Below are 19,625 nucleotides of genomic sequence, written 5' to 3' on the forward strand. Positions count from 1 at the left end.
GGCCGGGGATCCGGGGGCCCGCTGGTTTGGTGGCGGCCCGGTGTGCAACCTCATTGTCCCCGCGGGGGGGCCGCCCCACCGTGTGGTGGGGGGCCCCGCAGCTCTGTCTCCACGTCTTCACGCCCTGACGAGCCTCAAGGCGTGGAGGCGCCAGGGATTACGGCGTCAGGGGCGGGCGGGGGTTCTCGTCGGGCCGGGAGGGATCCTCCCGGATCACCTCGCCCTGGACGACCTTTCCGTCCGGCCGGTGCATCCGGGCCTGCTGGAAGGCGTCCGAGAGGCCACCGGGGGCCGCCGCGCGCATCCGCTTCTCCAGCGAGCGTTCCGTGTACCTGCTGAGCGCGGAGCGGAACGGCGGCACCAGGAGCAGCAGTCCGGCGACGTCCGAGATCATCCCCGGAATCATGATCAGCAGTCCGCCGAGCATGAGGAAGCCGTTGCCCCTGCTGCTCGAAGGGGCGGGCGAGGAGCCGCTCGCCCCCGGCTGCCCCGGCATCTGCTGGAGCGTCTCGGTGAGGTTGCGGAAGGCGCGGCGGCCCGCCGCCTTCATCACCACGGCTCCGAGCACGACACCCGCGGCCAGGAGCAGCAGGACAGTGAAGCCGCCCGCCACGTCCGCCACCACGATGAGCAGCCAGATCTCCAGCACCGCCCAGGCGGCGATGGCGAGAGGTACGAGGGTCCGGGCGCGGGAGCGCCGGCGGGCGGTCGGGGGCGGTGTGCCGGTCGTCATACCCCCAGTGTGCCTGGCCGCGCGTCCGCGCGCGGTAAGGGGGTGAAGATCATCCGGCCCGGGGCGTCAGGGCGTCCGGCGCCCCAGCACCCGGTTCGTGCGGGTGGTGACGCCCCAGGCGGTCACCCGCCAGAGGGCCTCGACGAGGATGTCCCGGCTCATCTTGGAGTCACCGACCTCCCGGTCCACGAAGGTGATCGGGACCTCGACGACGTGGTAGCCGGCCTCGATCGAGCGGCGGGCCAGGTCGACCTGGAAGCAGTAGCCCTGCGAGGCGACCTCGTCGAGGCCGATCCCCTTCAGCGTCTCCGTACGGAAGGCCCGGTATCCGCCCGTGACGTCCCTGGTGCGGAGCCCGAGCATCAGCCGCGAGTAGGTGCTGCCGCCGCGCGAGATCATCTCGCGGGACTTGGGCCAGTTGACCACGCGCCCGCCCGGGACCCAGCGGGAGCCCAGCACCAGGTCGGCGCTCTTGAGGGCGGTGAGCAGCCGGGGCAGCTCCTCGGGCTGGTGCGAGCCGTCCGCGTCCATCTCGACGAGCACGCCGTAGTCGTGCTCCATCCCCCACTGGAAGCCGGCGAGATAGGCCGCGCCGAGCCCTTCCTTGCCCTTGCGGTGCAGCACATGGACATGGTCGTCCGCGCAGGCCAGCTCGTCGGCCAGCTTGCCGGTGCCGTCGGGGCTGTTGTCGTCGGCGACCAGGATGTCCGCCTCCGGTACGGCGGCGCGCACCCGGCTGACGATCGGCTTGATGTTCTCGGCCTCGTTGTAGGTCGGAATGATCACCAAGGTTCTGCCGAGCGGGCCGTATCGCCTCTGACCGCCGTCGTTCACTAACTGCCCCTTAAGTCCGTACGCAGATGCACACCATATCCAGCGTGGCGGGGCCGCAGACCGACCCGGTCGGGGCGGTTCGGCGGTGGCGGCGGACAGAAGAGCGGAAGTAGGGACAGAACTGCGGATCGGGGCCCGGCGTCCTTCGGGCCGACCTGGGACCCGCCGGCTGCGGGTCGACCTAGAGCCGTTGTCTACTGAACGTCCGGGCCCCACCCGGGTCGCACCCTCCGTCCGGCTGAAACCTTCCCTCGCCCCCGAGGCGCGGGCGCTGAACCTGGCTGTGAGCGGTGGTGCGCCGGTGCGGCACACCACCCCACGACCCAGCGGCGTTCGACGACTGCGTGGAGGTTTAACCGGTCGGACGTCCTGTGGTGGACTCGGCCGAACCTACCGGCCGGTGGGCGCATTCTGTCAATAGTTGCCTGACCTGCGTCCTTTACCGAACTTGCCTGGTCAGTACCGGAGATCCCCAGGTCGCGGGAGAACCGGGGCACCTTCGATCGGCGGTACGAAATGTCCGCACGTCACTCGTTCGGCCGTACGTAGACAGTTTGTCCGAACACGACGGTGCGCAGGCAGACCGGGAGTGCGGCCCCCGGGCTGAGGTCCGGCAGTCCGGGCGTCCCCGACCTCGGGTCGGTCGACCAGCGGGCGACCCGGTCGTCCGGGGCCTGGACCACCAGCTCCTCGGTGCGCCAGACCGCGTAGTCGGCCGGGGCGCCCGGCACCAGGGTGCCCGCGTCGTCGCGGCCGACGGCCCGCCAGCCGCCCCTGGTGTGGGCGGTGAAGCCGGCCCGCACGGAGATCCGGTGCTCGGGCGTCTGGTGGAAAGCGGCGGCCCGCACGGTCCCCCACGGGTCGAGCGGGGTCACCGGGCTGTCGGAGCCGAACGCGAGGGGCACACCGGCCCGCAGGAGGGCCGCGTACGGGTTGAGGGTCCCCGCCCGCCCGGCGCCCAGCCGCTGGGCGTACATGCCCTCCTCGCCGCCCCAGGAGGCATCGAAGGCGGGCTGGACGGAGGCGGTGAGCCCCAGCTCGGCGAAGGCGGCGACGGTCTCCGGGGTGAGCATCTCGGCGTGCTCGATCCGGTGCCTGGCGGCCCGCACCCGGCTCAGGCCCACCTTCTCCGCGGCTGCCCTGACGCCCTCGACGACGGCGGTGAGCGCGGCATCCCCGATGGCGTGGAAGCCCGCCTGCAGCCCGGCCTCCGTGCAGGCCGCGACATGGGCCGCGATCTGCGCGGCGTCCAGGTGGGCGGTGCCGGTCAGCGGGGCGTCGGCGTACGGCTCGTGCAGGCAGGCGGTGTGCGAGCCGAGCGAGCCGTCGACGAAGAGGTCCCCGGCGGCGCCCACCGCGCCCAGCTCCCGGACGCGCCGGGCGTCCTCCCCGTCGGCGACCCGCTCGGCCCAGTACCCGAAGACCCGCGGTCCGCGCCGTCCGGCGGCGAGCTTCAGCAGCGCGCGGAAGTCCTCCTCGTCGGAGATGTCGGGGCCGCCGCACTCGTGGACCGTGCCGATGCCCAGGGACGCCGCACGGTCCAGCGCGGCACGCTGGGCGTCGGCCCGCTGGAGCGGCGAGACGGCGCCGTGGGCGGCCGCGCGCACCGCGTGGTGGGCGGCGGCGGTCAGCGGCTCCTGCGGGTGATAGCCGGCCATCGAGGCGATCGCGGGGACCAGGTCCAGCAGCGCGGTGCTGGCGACCGCCGAGTGCACGTCGATCCGGGGCAGGTAGACCGCCCGGCCGCCGGCCGCCGCGTCCAGCTCGGCGCGCGAGGGCGGACGTCCCTCCGGCCAGCGCGTGGCGTCCCAGCCGTGCCCCAGGACCACCCGCTCCGCGGGGTGCGCCGCCACGTACGCCCGTACGAGAGCGAGGGCCTCCTCCAGGGTGCGGGCACCGGAGAGGTCCAGCCCGGTGAGGGCCAGGCCGGTCGACGTGGTGTGGACGTGGGCGTCGGTGAACGCGGGGGTGACGAGCGCCCCGTCGAGGTCGATCACCTCGTCCACGCCGGCCGCGAAGGCGTCGGCGGCCCCCTCGGAGCCCACCCAGGCGACATGGCCCCGTTCGACCACCATGGCGGTGGCGAAGGGATCGGCGGGACTGTGGACGTCTCCACCGCGCAGCAGCACGGTGCGGTGTTCGCTCTGGGGGGCGGTGCTCTCGGTCATGGTGACCAGTCTCCCGCCTGCCGGGTCCCGCCCCGTGCCCGGCCCCTCAGATCTGCGGCGGCCGCGCCTCGTACGGCGTGGAGAGGACGACCGTGGTGCGGGTGGAGACCCCGGCGAGCGAGCGGATGCGTGTCAGCAGGTGCTCAAGCTCCAGCGGGGTCGCGACGCGCACCTTCAGGATGTAGTTCTCGTCGCCCGCGACGCTGTGGCACGCCTCCAGCTCCGGGACTCCGGCGAGCCGCTCCGCGATGTCGTCCGGGGCGCTCGGGTCGAAGGGCTTGACCGAGATGAACGCGGTCAGCGGCAGGCCGACGGCCTCGGGGTCGACGACCGCGGCATAGCCCCGGATCACCCCGCGCTGCTCCAGCCTGCGGACCCGCTGATGAACGGCCGAGGTGGACAGGCCGGTGGCCTTGCCCAGGTCGGTGTAGCTCATCCGCCCGTCCTTGACGAGCAACTCCACGATTTGACGGTCCAGCTCCTCCATATGGATCAATCTATGGCCCCGGGCCCCTCCAGGCACAGCCGCGGGAGCCGCGAAGGGCACCCGGTCGTGGTCGTGTGATGAATGCCACAGGTCTACGGGCCGGTAGCCGAGCACCTCGCGGTTACCGCCGATCCACGACGGGAAGTGCTTGCTTTGGCCGAGGCCACGGCGCCTTGTCGGCCCACCGAGGGGGGAATTTCCCATGCAGAGCCTGAAGGTCACCGGACGTACCGAACCGGAGCCCGTTGATCCGTTCGAGGACACCGCTCCCGACGCGTACGACACGCTTGAGATGTACCGGGTCACCTGCCCGGACTGCGCACAGCCGATCGCGCTCCTGGCGGACGAGACCGTGCTGCCGGAGCACGCGCTGTGCCCGTCCCCGTGGAACCCGTTCGTCCTCACCGTGTGCGCCGGTACCGGCCGCCCGGCGTCGAATGCGCGGCCCGCGGACGAGTCGCCCGAAGTCCAGGAGCAGGAGACGGCCCTGCTGTTGACGCTCCCTCAGGGGCTCGACTGGAGGATGCAGCCGTTCTCGCACGCCGGGGGCAGCACCTCCCGCCCGTTCCGGACACCGGACCAGGTCCGGCGCGAGGCCGCCTGATCCCGGCCGCCGCCTTCGCGGATCCGCGAACCGGCCGGCGCGGCACCACCACGCCGCACCACGACGGCCCGGCCGGCGTGGTGCGGTCGGCGAACCGGACCGCTCCGGCGCCCGAGCCGCCCGGAGACCTGGCGAACGGGCGCCCGAATCGGCCGGACAGTGACCCGGCCCGGCCCCCCTGCGTTGGCCTGGCATGACCCTGCTGCATTCCACGGCCGGCCCCGGTCGACGCCGGCTCGCCGTTCCGGCGTCCGAAGAATCGGTTCCGCAGCCCGTTTCCTCTCCGGCGCCGCGGTCCGAACCGCCGCGCCGGGTGCCCCACTCGACCGATCCCCCCGTCTACCGGGCGATGCTCCGGTACTGGGAGGGCACCGGCAGGACCATGCCGGGCCGCCATGACCAGGAGTGGAACCGGATCATGACGACGCCGGTGTGGTCGGACCGGCCGCCGCGGGTCAGTGCGTCTCAGGACCCGCGAGGTGGCGGGCGATGACCATGCGCTGGATCTGGTTGGTGCCCTCGACGATCTGCAGCACCTTGGCCTCGCGCATGAACCGCTCGACGGGGAAGTCCAGCGTGTAGCCGTATCCGCCGAGGACCTGGACGGCGTCGGTGGTGACCCGCATCGCGGCGTCCGTGCAGAACAGCTTGGCCATGGCCGCCTGCCGCGAGAACGGACTGCCCGCGTCACGCAGCCTGGCCGCCTCCAGGTAGAGGGCCCGGCCCGCCTCGATCTGGGTGGCCATGTCGGCGAGCATGAAGCGCAGTCCCTGGAAGTCCGCGATGGGGCGGCCGAACTGCTCGCGGCCGGTGGCGTAGGCGACGGCCTCGTCCAGCGCCGCCTGGGCCACGCCGATGGCGCACGCGGCGATGCCGAGCCGGCCGGAGTCGAGTGCGGACAGCGCGATCGCGAAGCCCTGCCCCTCCTCACCGATCCGCCGCGTGTCCGGGACCCGGACACCGTCGAAGTGGAGCTGGGCGGTGGGCGAGCCCTTCATGCCCATCTTCTTCTCGGGGACGGCCGCGCTCAGTCCGTCGGCGTCGCCGGGAACGAGGAAGGCGGTGATCCCGCGGGCACCGTCGGCGCCGGTACGGGCCAGCACCGTGTAGAAGTCCGCGACGCCGCCGTGGGTGATCCACGCCTTGGTGCCGGTGATGACCCAGCCGTCCCCGTCCCGTACGGCCTTCGTGCGCAGCGACGCGGCGTCCGAGCCGGAGGCGGGCTCCGAGAGGCAGTAGGCGCCCAGCAGGCCGCCCGCGAGCATGGCCGGGAGGTGCTCGGCCTGCTGCTCCTTGGTGCCGTATCCGGCGACCGCGTGGCAGGCGAGGGAGTGGACACTCACGCCGAGCCCGACGGTGAGGCGGGCGGCGCTGAGCTCTTCGAGGACCTGGAGGTACACCTCGTACGGCTGGTCGCCGCCGCCGTGGGCGGAGTCGTACGGCAGTCCGAGCAGGCCGGAGCCGGAGAGCAGCGTGAAGACCTCACGCGGGAACCGGCCGGCGTCCTCCTCCTCGGCCGCCCGCGGCACGATCTCCCGCTGGGCGATGTCGCGGACGAGCGCGATGAGCTGCCTGGACTCCTCTGTGGGCAGACGGCGTTCCACTGACTGCGGGGCACGGTCGGGCATGACGGCGCTCTCCTCCCTGTCGGGCGTTGCGGCGGTCGCGCGCGCGGGGTGTGTGCGGCGCCGCCGGTGGATCTCCGGGCGAGGCCCGAAAAGACTGCGGTCCAGCCGATGTTGCCCTCCCGGATTGCGAGAGATGCCGGTCAGCGGCCGTGGCGGCTTGAGTATGCCCGATAGGACGGTATCCGTCACTGGGTGATCGGGCACTTCGGCCACGGCGCGCGGTCGCGGGCCGCCCTGGCGAGCGGTCAGCGGAATTGGTCCGAACCATTGACCCAACTGGTCTAGTCCATCTACGGTTCACCGCGAACCGGCTTTCCGCGTTCATGCCAATTCCATGCAAGCGCAGAGAGCCGGTCGTCCATCGGCAAGCCCCCTCCCCCACGAGGAGCAACAATGATCGGACTGCATCGCCCGGGAGCCCGCCTCCGGGCGCTCGCCGCTGCCGCCTGTACCGCCGCCCTGGGCGCCGCCCTGCTGGGCGTCGCGGGCACCGGGTCCGCTGGCGCGGCCCCCGTCGATCTGAAGGCCGCCGCCCCGGCGGCAGCGCCCGCCGCCCCCACCGCGGCCGGCAGCAAGGTGGTCGGCTACTTCACCAACTGGGGTGTCTACGACCGCAATTACCACGTCAAGAACATCGAGACGTCGGGCTCGGCCGACAAGCTCACGCACATCAACTACGCCTTCGGCAACGTCCAGGGCGGCAAGTGCACCGTCGGTGACTCCTACGCCGACTACGAGAAGACCTACACCGCCGACCAGTCGGTCGACGGGGTCGCGGACACCTGGGACCAGGACCTGGCCGGCAACTTCAACCAGCTGCGCAAGCTGAAGAAGCTGCACCCGGACCTCAAGATCCTCTGGTCGTTCGGCGGCTGGACCTGGTCCGGCGGCTTCGGTGAGGCCGCGAAGAACCCGGCGGCGTTCGCGGACTCCTGCTACAGCCTGGTGGAGGACCCGCGCTGGGCCGATGTCTTCGACGGCATCGACATCGACTGGGAGTACCCCAACGACTGCGGTCTGACGTGCGACACCAGCGGCCCTGACGCGTACGGCAACCTGCTGTCCGCCCTGCGCTCCAAGTTCGGCAGTGACAACCTGGTCACCTCGGCGATCAGCGCGGACGCCTCCGACGGCGGCAAGCTCGACTCCGTCGACTACGGCGGCGCCGCACAGTACGTCGACTGGTACAACCCGATGACGTACGACTACTTCGGCGCGTGGGACGCCAAGGGCCCGACAGCCCCGCACTCCCCGCTGAACTCCTACTCGGGCATCCCCAAGGACGGCTTCAACAGCGAGGCGACCATCGCCAAGCTGAAGGCCGAGGGCGTCCCCGCCTCCAAGCTGCTGCTCGGCATCGGCTTCTACGGCCGCGGCTGGACCGGCGTCACCCAGGCCGAGCCGGGCGGCACGGCGACCGGCGCCGCCCCGGGCACGTACGAGGCGGGCATCGAGGACTACAAGGTCCTCAAGAACAGCTGCCCCGCCACCGGCACCGTCGGCGGCACGGCCTACGCGCTCTGCGGCACCAACTGGTGGAGCTACGACACCCCGGCCACCATCGGCACCAAGATGGGCTACAAGAACGAGCAGGGCCTCGGCGGCACGTTCTTCTGGGAGCTCAGCGGTGACACCACCGACGGCGAGCTGATCAAGGCGATCAGCTGACCTCGGCACGACAAGCATGACGGTGGGCGGGGAGCCGGGCGAGCTCCCCGCCCACCGTCACGTCCGCCCGTCGCTCACATCAGGCCGAGCTGCGTGACGAACATGGCGATGACGACGACGAGCGTCCAGCCCAGGACGTCCTCCAGCAGCTTGGAGCGGTCTCCGGGCCCGCCGGTCCGCGTACGGCGGCGGGCGGTGGTGGTTGCGGCGGCAGTCGCGGTCATGGCATCTCGTTCGGTCGGCCGGGCAGTCGGTGTCCCCCGAGGACCCGACCACAGTGCCAGCCGGACCGGCCCCCGGGGTAGAGAGCTGCGTCACTCCCCCGGAGCGCCGCGGAGTGCGTCAGCGGATGCCGCGAGCCGCCAGAGCCCGGCGCTGGGCGGGGTCGGGAGCGCGGGGAAGTGGAGGCAGCAGGCGCCGCCTGTGCCGGAAACCACACTGCCGCTCGCGTTGTAGCGGTTGGTGCGGAGCCGGATCGCCTCCAAATGGGAGGGGCCTTAATCATCACGTGACGCCCTCCCATGCAAACATGCAGGTCAGCGATACGGAGAGCACAAGCAAATCGAGCGCAGACACGATGATCCTGACCTGGCGCTGACTTCTGCTGGCGTCCGTTCCGGTCCGTTCGGTGCGTCGTGCTGGATCGGTGCTGACTTGCCCACCCTCGCCACCCGGCTGACCATCCACTTGGTGCAGCCGGCGTTCCTCGCTGCCGTCCTCGCGAGCAGCAGGAGCAAGCGTAGGGAAATCGTTCGCATGTGAGCCTGTGTGGGACGTCAAGGCAGGCACTTGCCGCATTTCCCGGGAAGCCCGCTTCCTGGGTATACGACAACCACGGCGGTGTGTGGCGGAGCCCGCCCCCTCGCACAGGTCGTCCGGTACGCGGCCGAGGCCGGTCCGGAGGTCGCGCGGAGAGCACGGCTCAGCGCTCAGGCTCGTTCTCGAACATGGCGGTTCACCTCCGCTCGCGCGGAGAGCACGTGAGCGGCACCGTGCGGAAGCCAGCGCCCGTCGGTTCACCTCCGCTCGCACGGAGAGCACGACCGCCTCGCCCCCGGCCTCAACCACCTCGCCGGTTCACCTCCGCTTGCGCGGAGAGCACTCGCCGGTGCGGCGACGGGGAGCGGGTCGTGGTGGTTCACCTCCGCTCACGCGGAGAGCACCTCCACGCAGCCCAGATGTCCCGGACCAGGTCCGGTTCACCTCCGCTCGCGCGGAGAGCACCTCTCACCGTCCGTCAGGGCCTGCCAGGACTCCGGTTCACCTCCGCTCGCGCGGAGAGCACACCGTGGTGGAGGATTTCGCGGCGGGCCCGGACGGTTCACCTCCGCTCGCGCGGAGAGCACCCCTGGCCGCCGCCGCTACCCGAGGTGCGGCGCGGTTCACCTCCGCTCGCGCGGAGAGCACGCACTCGGCACCCTCGCGCTGCTGCGCAAGGGCGGTTCACCTCCGCTCGCGCGGAGAGCACGCATCGAACCACGCCGCCCTCGTCCAGGAGACCGGTTCACCTCCGCTCGCGCGGAGAGCACAGCGGCCGACGTGTCGGCCCGGGCGCCCCCGTCGGTTCACCTCCGCTCGCGCGGAGAGCACGGCCTGGTCGAGCAGATCACCACCATGTTCGGCGGTTCACCTCCGCTCGCGCGGAGAGCACGGCCTGGTCGAGCAGATCACCACCATGTTCGGCGGTTCACCTCCGCTCGCGCGGAGAGCACGTCGTAGAGGTGGCCGAGGGCGTGCCAGATGAGGGTTCACCTCCGCTCGCGCGGAGAGCACGGTGCAGGCGAGCTCTCCGGACCAGAGCAGGAAGGTTCACCTCCGCTCGCGCGGAGAGCACGAGATCCCTGGCGTCAGCCTCGGTCATGACCGGGGTTCACCTCCGCTCGCGCGGAGAGCACACCGTGTGGCGCGGCACGAGCTTTGAAGAGCGCGGTTCACCTCCGCTCGCGCGGAGAGCACAGACCGGCGGCAAGGTTGACGGTCGTGGTCGTCGGTTCACCTCCGCTCGCGCGGAGAGCACCGATCAACGAACCGGGCTGAGCCGGTTCGCCGCGGTTCACCTCCGCTCGCGCGGAGAGCACCCGGAGGTTCGCGGCTCGGTAGCGCTGTTCGGCGGTTCACCTCCGCTCGCGCGGAGAGCACAGCGATGCGAACGGGGTCGCGTTTCCGGATCTCGGTTCACCTCCGCTCGCGCGGAGAGCACGATCTACGTACCGGGGTACACCCATGCCTGAGCGGTTCACCTCCGCTCGCGCGGAGAGCACGGGTTCCCCGGAGGCTACAGCGACGAACCGCCCGGTTCACCTCCGCTCGCGCGGAGAGCACCCGGCGATGGGCGACGGCTGCGAGCCCGCGGACGGTTCACCTCCGCTCGCGCGGAGAGCACGCGGCGTCGTCCCACTCGGGCTGCCGCCGGTGCGGTTCACCTCCGCTCGCGCGGAGAGCACTTGACGCCGGTCGGCGCCTTCAGCGTGACCGACGGTTCACCTCCGCTCGCGCGGAGAGCACTCGGACGGGGCGTTCGTCGCGTCGTAGCTGTTCGGTTCACCTCCGCTCGCGCGGAGAGCACCAGCTGGTCATTGACCGCGCGCTGCGGGACATAGGTTCACCTCCGCTCGCGCGGAGAGCACGAGACGTGGCTGCTAGGGGGCCAGATCGAGTTCGGTTCACCTCCGCTCGCGCGGAGAGCACCGGATGTAGAGCCACCAGAACCGGGGGAGCTGCGGTTCACCTCCGCTCGCGCGGAGAGCACAGCCTCGGAGACGTCGTCCAGCGTCTCTTTAGCGGTTCACCTCCGCTCGCGCGGAGAGCACGGATCGAGCATGGTCGTGACGGTCTTGTCGCGCGGTTCACCTCCGCTCGCGCGGAGAGCACGTCACCAGCAGTCGCAGCCGCGCGGTCTCCGCCGGTTCACCTCCGCTCGCGCGGAGAGCACTGCCGGGTGATCGGCACCCAGTGCGCCACGGTCGGTTCACCTCCGCTCGCGCGGAGAGCACCGGCCGACGTATCCGGCGAGGATGAGTCCGAGCGGTTCACCTCCGCTCGCGCGGAGAGCACACGCAGACACGAAGCCCCCCGACAAGTTCAGGTGGTTCACCTCCGCTCGCGCGGAGAGCACCCGTTCCTGCCGTGGGCGAAGTTCCTGGACCACGGTTCACCTCCGCTCGCGCGGAGAGCACGCCCGGCCTGCTCGCGTGGATGGACCAGGTCGAGGTTCACCTCCGCTCGCGCGGAGAGCACCCGGCGTGTTTGGTCTGCCCGGTGAGGGCCATCGGTTCACCTCCGCTCGCGCGGAGAGCACGGCGAGTCGTGTTTCATAGTGCCGGGGTATCGCGGTTCACCTCCGCTCGCGCGGAGAGCACTCGGCCGCCAGCTGGTCCCCGCGCGACTGCGCCGGTTCACCTCCGCTCGCGCGGAGAGCACTCGGCCGCCAGCTGGTCCCCGCGCGACTGCGCCGGTTCACCTCCGCTCGCGCGGAGAGCACTCGACGTCGGCCCGGAAGGAGCTGGAAGACCACGGTTCACCTCCGCTCGCGCGGAGAGCACAAGGGCTGCGGCAGAACGGCGGCCGCCTTCTTCGGTTCACCTCCGCTCGCGCGGAGAGCACGACTCCTGGTTCAGCTACGACAAGCACGGCATCGGTTCACCTCCGCTCGCGCGGAGAGCACGGGTTCCACTCCAAGGGCACCGCGCGGAAGGGCGGTTCACCTCCGCTCGCGCGGAGAGCACTAGCGGAGAGCGTCAACACCGTGGTCGGCGACCGGTTCACCTCCGCTCGCGCGGAGAGCACAACTGATATCAGTTCGCCACAACTCGCTGAGTCGGTTCACCTCCGCTCGCGCGGAGAGCACACGTGGGAGACCGTCACGGACTCGCCGGTACTCGGTTCACCTCCGCTCGCGCGGAGAGCACTTGGAAGCGACGCTGAACGAGACGATCAAGCTCGGTTCACCTCCGCTCGCGCGGAGAGCACTGGTGAACGTTCCGGTGAGTTCGTACCGGGTGCGGTTCACCTCCGCTCGCGCGGAGAGCACGCGCGCTCGATGATCTCCCGCAGGCTGATCGACGGTTCACCTCCGCTCGCGCGGAGAGCACGACTGGACCGCCCCCAACGGCTCCCTCGGCTGCGGTTCACCTCCGCTCGCGCGGAGAGCACCTAATAGACAAGTGGCACATCCATAAGCGATGCGGTTCACCTCCGCTCGCGCGGAGAGCACCCCGCGATGTACGCCAAGGACTCGTGCGGGGCCGGTTCACCTCCGCTCGCGCGGAGAGCACGGCCTGCGTGACGCCGCCGGAGGTGCTGGCACCGGTTCACCTCCGCTCGCGCGGAGAGCACGCGCTCCAGCAGGTCGGGAAGTTCGTCGAGAACGGTTCACCTCCGCTCGCGCGGAGAGCACGGCCTGCGTGACGCCGCCGGAGGTGCTGGCACCGGTTCACCTCCGCTCGCGCGGAGAGCACGGCCTGCGTGACGCCGCCGGAGGTGCTGGCACCGGTTCACCTCCGCTCGCGCGGAGAGCACGACGATGACGACGACGTCCCCGCGGCCCCCGCCGGTTCACCTCCGCTCGCGCGGAGAGCACGCCGCGATGGCGCTGGTGCAGCTGCTCACCGACGGTTCACCTCCGCTCGCGCGGAGAGCACGTTGGGGTTGGCCATGCCGTCTATGGCGCCCAGGGTTCACCTCCGCTCGCGCGGAGAGCACTTCGCGGTCGGCTCACCACGGTCCTCGGCCGCCGGTTCACCTCCGCTCGCGCGGAGAGCACTCATCCGGCACGGGGCGAAGCTGCTCTACGCCTGGTTCACCTCCGCTCGCGCGGAGAGCACATGCCCCATCGGTAGGCCCAGCAACAGTCCAACGGTTCACCTCCGCTCGCGCGGAGAGCACACGGAAAAGCCCCGCCGGATGATCCGGCGGGGCGGTTCACCTCCGCTCGCGCGGAGAGCACGTCTCGGCCTGTTCGATCTCGAACCGGGCCGCCGGTTCACCTCCGCTCGCGCGGAGAGCACCCTCTCTGACCTGGCCCGTTAGGAGGGGTTTGCCATCTCTTGACTCTCACGCTGGAAGGCGATCAGGGTGAGTCCGTCGAAGTCGAGGGGCTCACGGCGACGACTGCCCGCTGTGCGTAGTTGGAAGCCTTGCTCGTTGTCGGCAGGGTGTGCGAGGACCGCCATCCCGTCGTCGGCGCAGGCGGCGACGGCTGTCCAGAGTTCGTCGCGGACGCGGGCTGAGACGGTGCCTACGTAGAGCTCGGGTGTGACTTCGAGGAGCCAACGGGTGAGAGCGCCGCGTAGGTGGTCGGGTACGGCGGTGGCTGAGATGACGATCATTGAGGACACGGGTCGTGTCCCTCCGGTACGTGGGTCATGGTTGCTTCGCGTGGTTGATGCCGGCGGGTACGGAGCCGACGACCGGGTCCCACAGGTCGACCATCTGTTCCTCGGGGTCGGGTCCTTCGTAGGTGCGGCTCGGGTCGAGGAGTTGCTGGATGTCGGTGACGATGCGCGGCAGGAGCTGGAAGAGGCGTAGCTCGTGGCGGAAGGAGCGGCGTGCTTCGCCTTCGGGGTTGGGTGATGCGTGGAGGGAGAAGGCGAGGGGGATGGTGAGTTCGGCTTTGTAGAGGTCGGCGATGTCGTAGACGAAGGCTTGTTGGTTGCCGTTGTGGACGAAGCCGAGGGCGGGTGAGCAGCCGAGTGCGGTGATCGCGGCGTGCACGATGCCGTAGAGGCAGGTGTTGGCTGAGGACAGGGCGAGGTTGACCGGGTCCTGGGTGTCCCAGGAGGTGGGGTCGTAGGCGCGGCGGAAGCGGCCGATCTTGTACTGGCGGGCGAGGAGTTGGTAGTGGGCTTTGACGCGTTGGCCTTCCATTCCTCGGAGTTTGTCGAGGTTGGTGCCGTCGGTTGCGGTGCCGTCTCCGAAGCGGAGTTCGTACATGGCCTGGGCGATGGCGAGGCGGTGGGTGTCGTTGGTCCACGCTCGGGTCTGGCGTTCGAGCCAGAGGGTGGTGAGGGAGTCGGGGACGGCTGCGGAGTAGCAGCGGACGCCTCCTGATCCGGTGGTGAGGACGGTGGTGCCGTTGCGGGCGAAGGTGGTGAGGGCTCGTGCGGTGATGGAGGTGCCCGGGCCGAGGAGGACGCAGCTGAGGGCGGCGGTGGGGAGGTAGACGGTTTCTGGTCCTCGTTGTTCGCTGGTGACTTCTGCGCAGACGCCGGTGTCGTCCTGGTGGATGCGGACGATGTCGAGGTAGAGGAAGGAGAGGGAGTCGGCGATGCGGGGGAGCATGGCGACGGTTGGTGCGGCGAGCTTGCGACGGGCGTTACCGGTGGTGAGGGCTCTTGTTGTCGAGCGTGGTGTCACTGGGGCTGCCTCGCGGGGGCGATGCTGAGGAGGCCGCATCCGTACGCTTTGCCGCGTCCGATGCCGTTGAGGATGGCTGCTTTGAGCAGGTCGGTGTCGATGATGGCGGCGGTTCCGTCGAACTGGGTGCGGGCGTGACGGATGCGCTGGGGCGCGGCTCCGTCGGGGCGCCGTTCGCCTCGGGCGGCGTCCAGGGGTTGGGGGTGGTGGGTGAGGGGTTTGATCCCGCTCCGGTCTGCTTGGCGCAGCCACCATTCGTCCGCTGCTGCTCCGGTGAGCGGGACGACGGGTGGGAGGTTGTAGAGGGCGCGGGTGGTGGCGCCGGGTTTGCGGACGGGGCTGGCGACGCACCGGTAGCGGATGGTGAGTCCGGGGCGGATCGCGTCGATGAGGGCGTCGAGTGGGCGGGTGAGGGTGGTGCCGTAGCCGTCGGGGAGCCGGCTGGCGTCGGGTTCGTGGGTGGACTGGACGAGCAGGTGCGGTCCGGTGGGGGTGTCTTCGGTGCGGAAGAGGACGCCGAAGCGGGCGCGGGGGTCGGGGCCGGCTTCTGAGGGGTAGAGGCTCATGATGCGGCGGTGCATGCCGATTGCGCCCGCGAGGTCGCGTCGGGCTTCCTGGGAGCGGGTGTCGGGGACGATGCGGGTGAGCCAGAGCGTCATCATCGGCTCCCTTCGGTGGTGTTCAGCCGCGTGTTCAGGTAGTGGGTCAAGGCGGCGAGCTGTCGAGCTCCGAGTCCGGCGAACTGGGCTTTGGGCAGGAGCAGGGTGCGCCGGTACAGGGGCCTGGCGCGGTAGGCGCGTCGGCTGGGGTGATAGCTGAGGGGCTGGTCGTTGAGTTCGCCGGACGGGCGGGTGCCGTCCTGGTTGGTGTCGCTGACCATGTGGTCCGCGGCCGGCAGGAGGGTGAGGGGCCGGTCCGCGAGGAACTCCACCGCTGTGTTTTCCGCCCCGCGGGCCGGTAATGCGGCGAGGGGCAGGTGGATGAGGTGGTGCAGGGCGTCGTGGCTCTGCCCGATCAGGACGGGGCCCTCTGGCGGGCAGGAGCGTCTCCCGAGGTGCAGCGGCCACCGGGGGGCTCGCAGTGCGTCGGCGCACTGGCCGAGGAGCGCCTCGTCCTCACGGGATGTCGTGGTGAGGGCGACGGTGAAGGCGGCGTCGGCGAGGTAGTAGCGGTGGGTGAGGAGGGTGCCGGTGTCTCCGGGGCGCTTCTTGCCCTCCGCGGTGGTCACCGTTGCTTTGCCGGGGAGTCCGCCGCCGACGGTGTGCAGGTCGCGCAGCAGTACGCCGGGGCGGTCGGTGCGCACTGTCATGTGCAGTGCGGTGAGGTCGTCGATGGGGTGGTCGCGGTGGCGTCCGAGGGCGGAGGCGAGCATGCCGATGATGCCGGAGCGGGTCGGGAAGGCGGTGGTGTCGCGTTCGTTGAAGTGGCTGTGCAGGCCCCAGGACTGCAGGGGCCCGGTGAGGCGGAGCAGGAGCCCCGGTTCCGGGGCGGGCAGGAGGGTGGTGGTCATGCGGCGCCGCCGGCGGGCTGCGCGGTGAGGGCCTTGGTGAGGGCGGTGTCGATGAGGGCGTCGAAGCCGGTGTGGCGGGTGCCGAGTCCGTCGAGGTCCTTGGCGTCGATGCCGGCCCAGCCGGCATGGAGGATGCCGCTGGTGCCGAGGAGGCGGTTGGCGGCGTCGGCGTAGTCGGACAGGGTGGTGCGGGACGGGCCGGCGTACCCGCCCTGGCCGGCTGCGGTGACGGGGCTCTCGAACGCGGCGGCGTAGGACAGCGGGCGGTCGGTGCGTACGGAGATGTGGGCGAGGTCGGGGATGGTGTGGGGGGCGGTTGCGTTCTTCTTCGCCTGGGGCAGGGACAGGGTGAAGGCGCTGAGGAATGCGGCGGTGAGCTCGCGGAGCTCGTCGGGGTCGTCACCGATGTTGTGGGCGAGGTCGCGGAGGTCGATGGTCGCGTACCGGTAGAAGGTGCCGGCGCTGAACTCGGTGTGGCCCATGTGTCCGCTGCCGCTCTGGTCGTTCCAGGTGGCGGTGACGTCGTCGACGGCGGAGAAGTAGTCGAGTTCGACGTCGGTCTCGTGTGTGGTGAGGGCGTGGGCCACCTGGACGGCGCCGTCCACTCCTGCGTTGTCGACCTCTGCGAGCATGCGGCCGAAGACGTTGATGACGCCGTTTCGGGTGCGCAGCACAGCCTCGACCTTGTCCGCGGGCAGGATGCTCTTGTCGGCGGGCTTCTTGATGTCCTTCGCGGTTTCCAGGGCATCGCGGTGTTCCTCGGCCAGGTCGGCGAGTGCGGCGACGGCGGTTTCGGGAACATAGACCATTGCGTTGGTGAGGACCTTGTTGGCGAGGGCCTGCTTGGGCTCCTTCGGGTCCTTCGCAAGTTCGAACTTGATGCTGCTGGCCGCAGCAGTGTGCGCCCCGGCCCTCTGGGCGAGGTCCAAGGGCCACCCGCGGTCCTCAAGGAGGCGGGTGACGCGCTCTCCGATGCGGCGGGTTCGCAGTGCCGCCTGGCCGATACGGTCCTCGAACACGCTGCGGACGGCGCGCTTCCAGGATTGGCTGCTGACCCGGGTCCGCAGCACGTTCCCGTACTGCACCGTCTTCACGGAATTCGTGTCGTCCCGGTTCAGGTTGGCGAACGGAACGCTCTGGATGATGTGGATGTCGATGAAACGCGCGGGCATGTTCATGGTGATGCGGCTCCTTGGCCCATGGCTGTGCGATGTGTGCGGTGCGTGGTTCATGCGTCGGGTGAGGTGGGCGGTCAGGAGGCTGCCGAGGCAGTTGCTGCCTCCACGGCGAGGTCCTGCTCGTCGGCTTCGTCGGCCCGCCGGGCCAGGTCCCGGTCCCTGGCCCGGTAGAAGTCCTGGAGCCAGGTACGGGAGATGCGTCCGGAGTCCTTGCGCCAGTTGCTGAGGTCGTCGAGGATCTGCGCCCAGTCGACGTCCACGCCCACTGAGCACAGGTACCCGACGGTGCCGGGCAGGTGCCGGTGGAGGCCGTTGACGCTCTGGCGGGTGAGGAGGTTGAGACGGCTTTCCGCTGTCCCCGTACGCATCTCCTTCTCCCGTCCCGGCCCCTCGGTCACCGCGGTCGCGAATGCCGTGCCGAGACTCGCGCGCCGCCGTCGGGCCTTTGCGGCAGGGCTCTTGTCTGCGTCGGGTTGTTCGGGGCTCTCGGCCGTTCCTTCCGGAACGGCCATTGCGCTGCGGGGCTGAGCGGCGATCATCGCGGCAACCGTGTAATACGCCCGCTCCATATCCTCGGAACGGGACTCGGGCAGCCAGGGGGCGACCAGACGGTGCATACGCCGCACCGAGTCGAGGTCTTTGCGCAGCCCGCTCCTGAGTGCGCTGCGGGCCCCGGGGTCCTCCCGGCTGACCTGCACGACCCAGCTGGTGAACGCCCGCGACCGCCCTTCCCGCGGTTTGCCGGCCTGTCGTGGAAATCCGCCGGCCGGCGCGGTCGGTGAGCTGTCGGACTCCTGGAGGGGAGGCTGGGTGGGGGTGCTCATGCGGTGGGCTCCTTGGTCTTCGCGCGGGGGCCGGGCACAGCCGGCCGGGTCTTCGGGTTTCCGCCGTAGAGGTCGATGCGTGCCTGTGAGACGGCCTTCGCGCCACGCAGCGTGCGGGTGACGGGTTCGGTCACCGCGTCGTACGCCTCCTCGGCCAGCCGCACAAACGCCCGCCGGGTCGATGCCGGGTCGAAACCACCGTCGGCGACGTCACCGGTGCGGTCGAGGAGACGGAAACGGGCCCAGAACTCCGCCTCCGCGGCCGGCCAGTACCGGGCACCGGCCTCTGCCGCCCAGGCCGCACCGTCCGCCTTGGCCTCACTGACATAGGCCGCCCAGGCACGCTTCACCGCTCGGTCCAGCCGCCGCCCGTACAGCTCCCCGTGCTGGCGCAGACGGCCAACCGCGGGCACGGTACGAGGGTCGTTGTCCTCGGCGTAGCCGAGAACAGCCGGGGTGCTCGCGTCAATGAACTGCGTGTCCTTGGCCTGGCCCTCCTGGTCGAAACCCAGTGCCCGCACTCGCAGGTTCTCCGAGACCTGCGGCGCGGAAGTGAAGACCCGTGGCTGCTGGGGGTGCGCGCTGCCTGCCGGCGGGTGCTGCAGGAGCAACGCGTCCAGGTCCCGCCACAGCGCCCGGCCCGCGTCGGCCGGACGTGGGTATCGGTTGCCCTGCTGGCTGGTCTGCCAGATCAGGAAGTCGTCCTCCCGCGGCATCCGCTCGCCCCGGAACGCCCAGGTGATGAACGCGTCCCGGACATGGGTGCCGTCTTCGTCCGGGAGCAGGAGCAGCGCGTGCTGCGAGCGCCCCGTGTGCCGCGATCGCGGCCCCGACGACTGCCTCGGTGGACGATCCGGATCGGCCAGGTCCTCCTGTTCCCAGGGGCACAGGTCCTCCTCCCCGTTCACTGCGTCCTCCGGCGGTACGAGGCCGGCGAGGAGCGTCTCGAACAGACAGTCGCCCTCGGGGTGGTAGGACAGGGCCGTGCGCAGCGGGCCGGCAGTGGCGGACGCGGTTTTCACGCCGTTCACCTCACGGGACGAACAGCGCCCCGACGGCCCGTAGTAGTGCCACACCAGCAAGCTGAGGAACGCTTCGGGAGCAGTGGGCAGTACGGGCTTGGCATCCGTGTCGTGCCGGAACCAGGAGTGGTTGTTGCCCGAAGGACGGGTGACGATGAGCTTGTTGACCCCGGCCGTGTTCGTCGCGTCGCACTGCTCGGCCAGACGAGGATCCTGCATCCACGGCCGCCCGCCCGGAGCGAACAGGAAGAACCGGTCCTCGTACTCCTCGAAGTAGGCGGCGATTTTTTCAGCCGGAAGCCGACCGGCATCGAGAACCTCCAGACGGCGCTCGTCCCAGTCTCCTTCGGGACCCTGCTCGGTCAGGTCGGCCACCCTGGCTGTGAGCGCATAGAGGATGCGGAGCAGTGCGGAGTGCGCGGGCGCGTCGGCGACGGCGAGCGACTCGATGTCGTGGCTGCGCAGCAGGAGCTCCCGAAACCCCACCAGATCGGGGTGCTGCCCGCTGACGGCGGACGTACCGGTGGGTTTCCAGCGCACAGGGACACACGGCTGGTCGATCAGGTTGTACGTGCCGGTCGGCATAGAGGGTTCCTGTCGTCATTCAGACAGCAC

The 19,625-nt window shown here is 70.6% G+C and carries 15 protein-coding genes, 1 pseudogene and 1 CRISPR repeat array; of the genes and pseudogenes, 2 read left to right on the forward strand and 14 right to left on the reverse strand.

Going from position 1 to position 19,625, the window contains the following annotated elements; translation table 11 throughout:
* Nucleotides 1-157: 157 nt before the first annotated feature.
* From fxsA to ACIP89_RS35580, 4 genes are all read right to left on the reverse strand, one after another.
* Nucleotides 158-733 carry an FxsA family membrane protein gene (gene fxsA / locus ACIP89_RS35565; RefSeq protein WP_401934086.1) on the reverse strand — a complete coding sequence of 192 codons (576 nt, stop codon included), beginning with the start codon at nucleotides 731-733 and terminating at the stop codon, nucleotides 158-160.
* 66 nt (nucleotides 734-799) lie between these two features.
* Nucleotides 800-1,567, reverse strand: a complete 768-nt coding sequence (locus tag ACIP89_RS35570; protein WP_401934084.1) for a polyprenol monophosphomannose synthase — start codon at nucleotides 1,565-1,567, stop codon at nucleotides 800-802.
* Between the two features lie 527 nt (nucleotides 1,568-2,094).
* Nucleotides 2,095-3,735, reverse strand: coding sequence for an amidohydrolase (locus ACIP89_RS35575; RefSeq protein ID WP_402118574.1), 1,641 nt, complete (start codon nucleotides 3,733-3,735; stop codon nucleotides 2,095-2,097).
* 46 nt (nucleotides 3,736-3,781) lie between these two features.
* The gene (locus ACIP89_RS35580) at nucleotides 3,782-4,222 is read right to left on the reverse strand and encodes an Lrp/AsnC family transcriptional regulator (protein WP_024493538.1); all 441 of its coding nucleotides are present in this window, start codon (nucleotides 4,220-4,222) and stop codon (nucleotides 3,782-3,784) included.
* 202 nt (nucleotides 4,223-4,424) lie between these two features.
* Here ACIP89_RS35580 and ACIP89_RS35585 point away from each other — a divergent pair, with 202 nt between their 5' ends.
* The gene (locus ACIP89_RS35585; RefSeq protein ID WP_402118576.1) at nucleotides 4,425-4,826 is read left to right on the forward strand and encodes a hypothetical protein; all 402 of its coding nucleotides are present in this window, start codon (nucleotides 4,425-4,427) and stop codon (nucleotides 4,824-4,826) included.
* A gap of 455 nt (nucleotides 4,827-5,281) precedes the next feature.
* On the opposite strand, the gene ACIP89_RS35590 is transcribed toward ACIP89_RS35585, so the two are convergent.
* On the reverse strand, nucleotides 5,282-6,454 hold the full coding sequence (locus ACIP89_RS35590) for an acyl-CoA dehydrogenase family protein (protein WP_402118577.1): 1,173 nt from the start codon (nucleotides 6,452-6,454) through the stop codon (nucleotides 5,282-5,284).
* A 393-nt stretch (nucleotides 6,455-6,847) separates the two neighbouring features.
* Between ACIP89_RS35590 and ACIP89_RS35595 the strand changes: the two genes are divergently transcribed.
* Nucleotides 6,848-8,122, forward strand: coding sequence for a glycoside hydrolase family 18 protein (locus ACIP89_RS35595; RefSeq protein ID WP_402118579.1), 1,275 nt, complete (start codon nucleotides 6,848-6,850; stop codon nucleotides 8,120-8,122).
* Between the two features lie 74 nt (nucleotides 8,123-8,196).
* Here ACIP89_RS35595 and ACIP89_RS35600 read toward each other — a convergent pair whose 3' ends face one another.
* The 9 genes and pseudogenes from ACIP89_RS35600 to casA all read right to left on the reverse strand — a co-directional run bounded on the left by ACIP89_RS35600 (nucleotide 8,197) and on the right by casA (nucleotide 19,595).
* The gene (locus tag ACIP89_RS35600; RefSeq protein WP_401934069.1) at nucleotides 8,197-8,346 is read right to left on the reverse strand and encodes an SCO1431 family membrane protein; all 150 of its coding nucleotides are present in this window, start codon (nucleotides 8,344-8,346) and stop codon (nucleotides 8,197-8,199) included.
* 118 nt (nucleotides 8,347-8,464) lie between these two features.
* Nucleotides 8,465-8,604, reverse strand: a pseudogene (locus ACIP89_RS35605) (peptidase C39 family protein); the annotation flags it as partial.
* A 408-nt stretch (nucleotides 8,605-9,012) separates the two neighbouring features.
* Nucleotides 9,013-13,128: direct repeats of the CRISPR family, unit length 28 nt; unit sequence GGTTCACCTCCGCTCGCGCGGAGAGCAC.
* 18 nt (nucleotides 13,129-13,146) lie between these two features.
* Complete coding sequence (gene cas2e, locus ACIP89_RS35610) at nucleotides 13,147-13,458, reverse strand: type I-E CRISPR-associated endoribonuclease Cas2e (protein ID WP_401933708.1); 312 nt, start codon at nucleotides 13,456-13,458, stop codon at nucleotides 13,147-13,149.
* Nucleotides 13,459-13,483: 25 nt separating this feature from the next.
* A complete protein-coding gene (cas1e, locus tag ACIP89_RS35615) occupies nucleotides 13,484-14,401 on the reverse strand; it encodes a type I-E CRISPR-associated endonuclease Cas1e (protein ID WP_402118611.1) in 918 nt (305 codons plus the stop codon).
* Between the two features lie 71 nt (nucleotides 14,402-14,472).
* Nucleotides 14,473-15,135, reverse strand: a complete 663-nt coding sequence (cas6e, locus tag ACIP89_RS35620) for a type I-E CRISPR-associated protein Cas6/Cse3/CasE (protein ID WP_402118582.1) — start codon at nucleotides 15,133-15,135, stop codon at nucleotides 14,473-14,475.
* Nucleotides 15,135-15,986: a type I-E CRISPR-associated protein Cas5/CasD gene (gene cas5e / locus ACIP89_RS35625; protein ID WP_402118585.1), complete on the reverse strand. Its 852-nt coding sequence runs from the start codon at nucleotides 15,984-15,986 to the stop codon at nucleotides 15,135-15,137. The genes cas6e and cas5e overlap by 1 nt, the downstream gene beginning before the upstream one ends.
* Nucleotides 15,983-17,164, reverse strand: a complete 1,182-nt coding sequence (gene cas7e, locus ACIP89_RS35630; protein ID WP_402118588.1) for a type I-E CRISPR-associated protein Cas7/Cse4/CasC — start codon at nucleotides 17,162-17,164, stop codon at nucleotides 15,983-15,985. Before cas7e ends, cas5e begins: the two co-directional genes overlap by 4 nt.
* A 74-nt stretch (nucleotides 17,165-17,238) precedes the next feature.
* Nucleotides 17,239-17,988: a type I-E CRISPR-associated protein Cse2/CasB gene (casB, locus tag ACIP89_RS35635; protein ID WP_402118589.1), complete on the reverse strand. Its 750-nt coding sequence runs from the start codon at nucleotides 17,986-17,988 to the stop codon at nucleotides 17,239-17,241.
* Entirely contained in the window at nucleotides 17,985-19,595 is a 1,611-nt protein-coding gene (gene casA, locus ACIP89_RS35640) for a type I-E CRISPR-associated protein Cse1/CasA (RefSeq protein WP_402118590.1), read from the reverse strand. Before casA ends, casB begins: the two co-directional genes overlap by 4 nt.
* Nucleotides 19,596-19,625: the final 30 nt, after the last annotated feature.

Origin of the sequence: Streptomyces sp. NPDC088730 (genome assembly GCF_044751215.1) — a bacterium.
GTDB lineage: Bacteria > Actinomycetota > Actinomycetes > Streptomycetales > Streptomycetaceae > Streptomyces.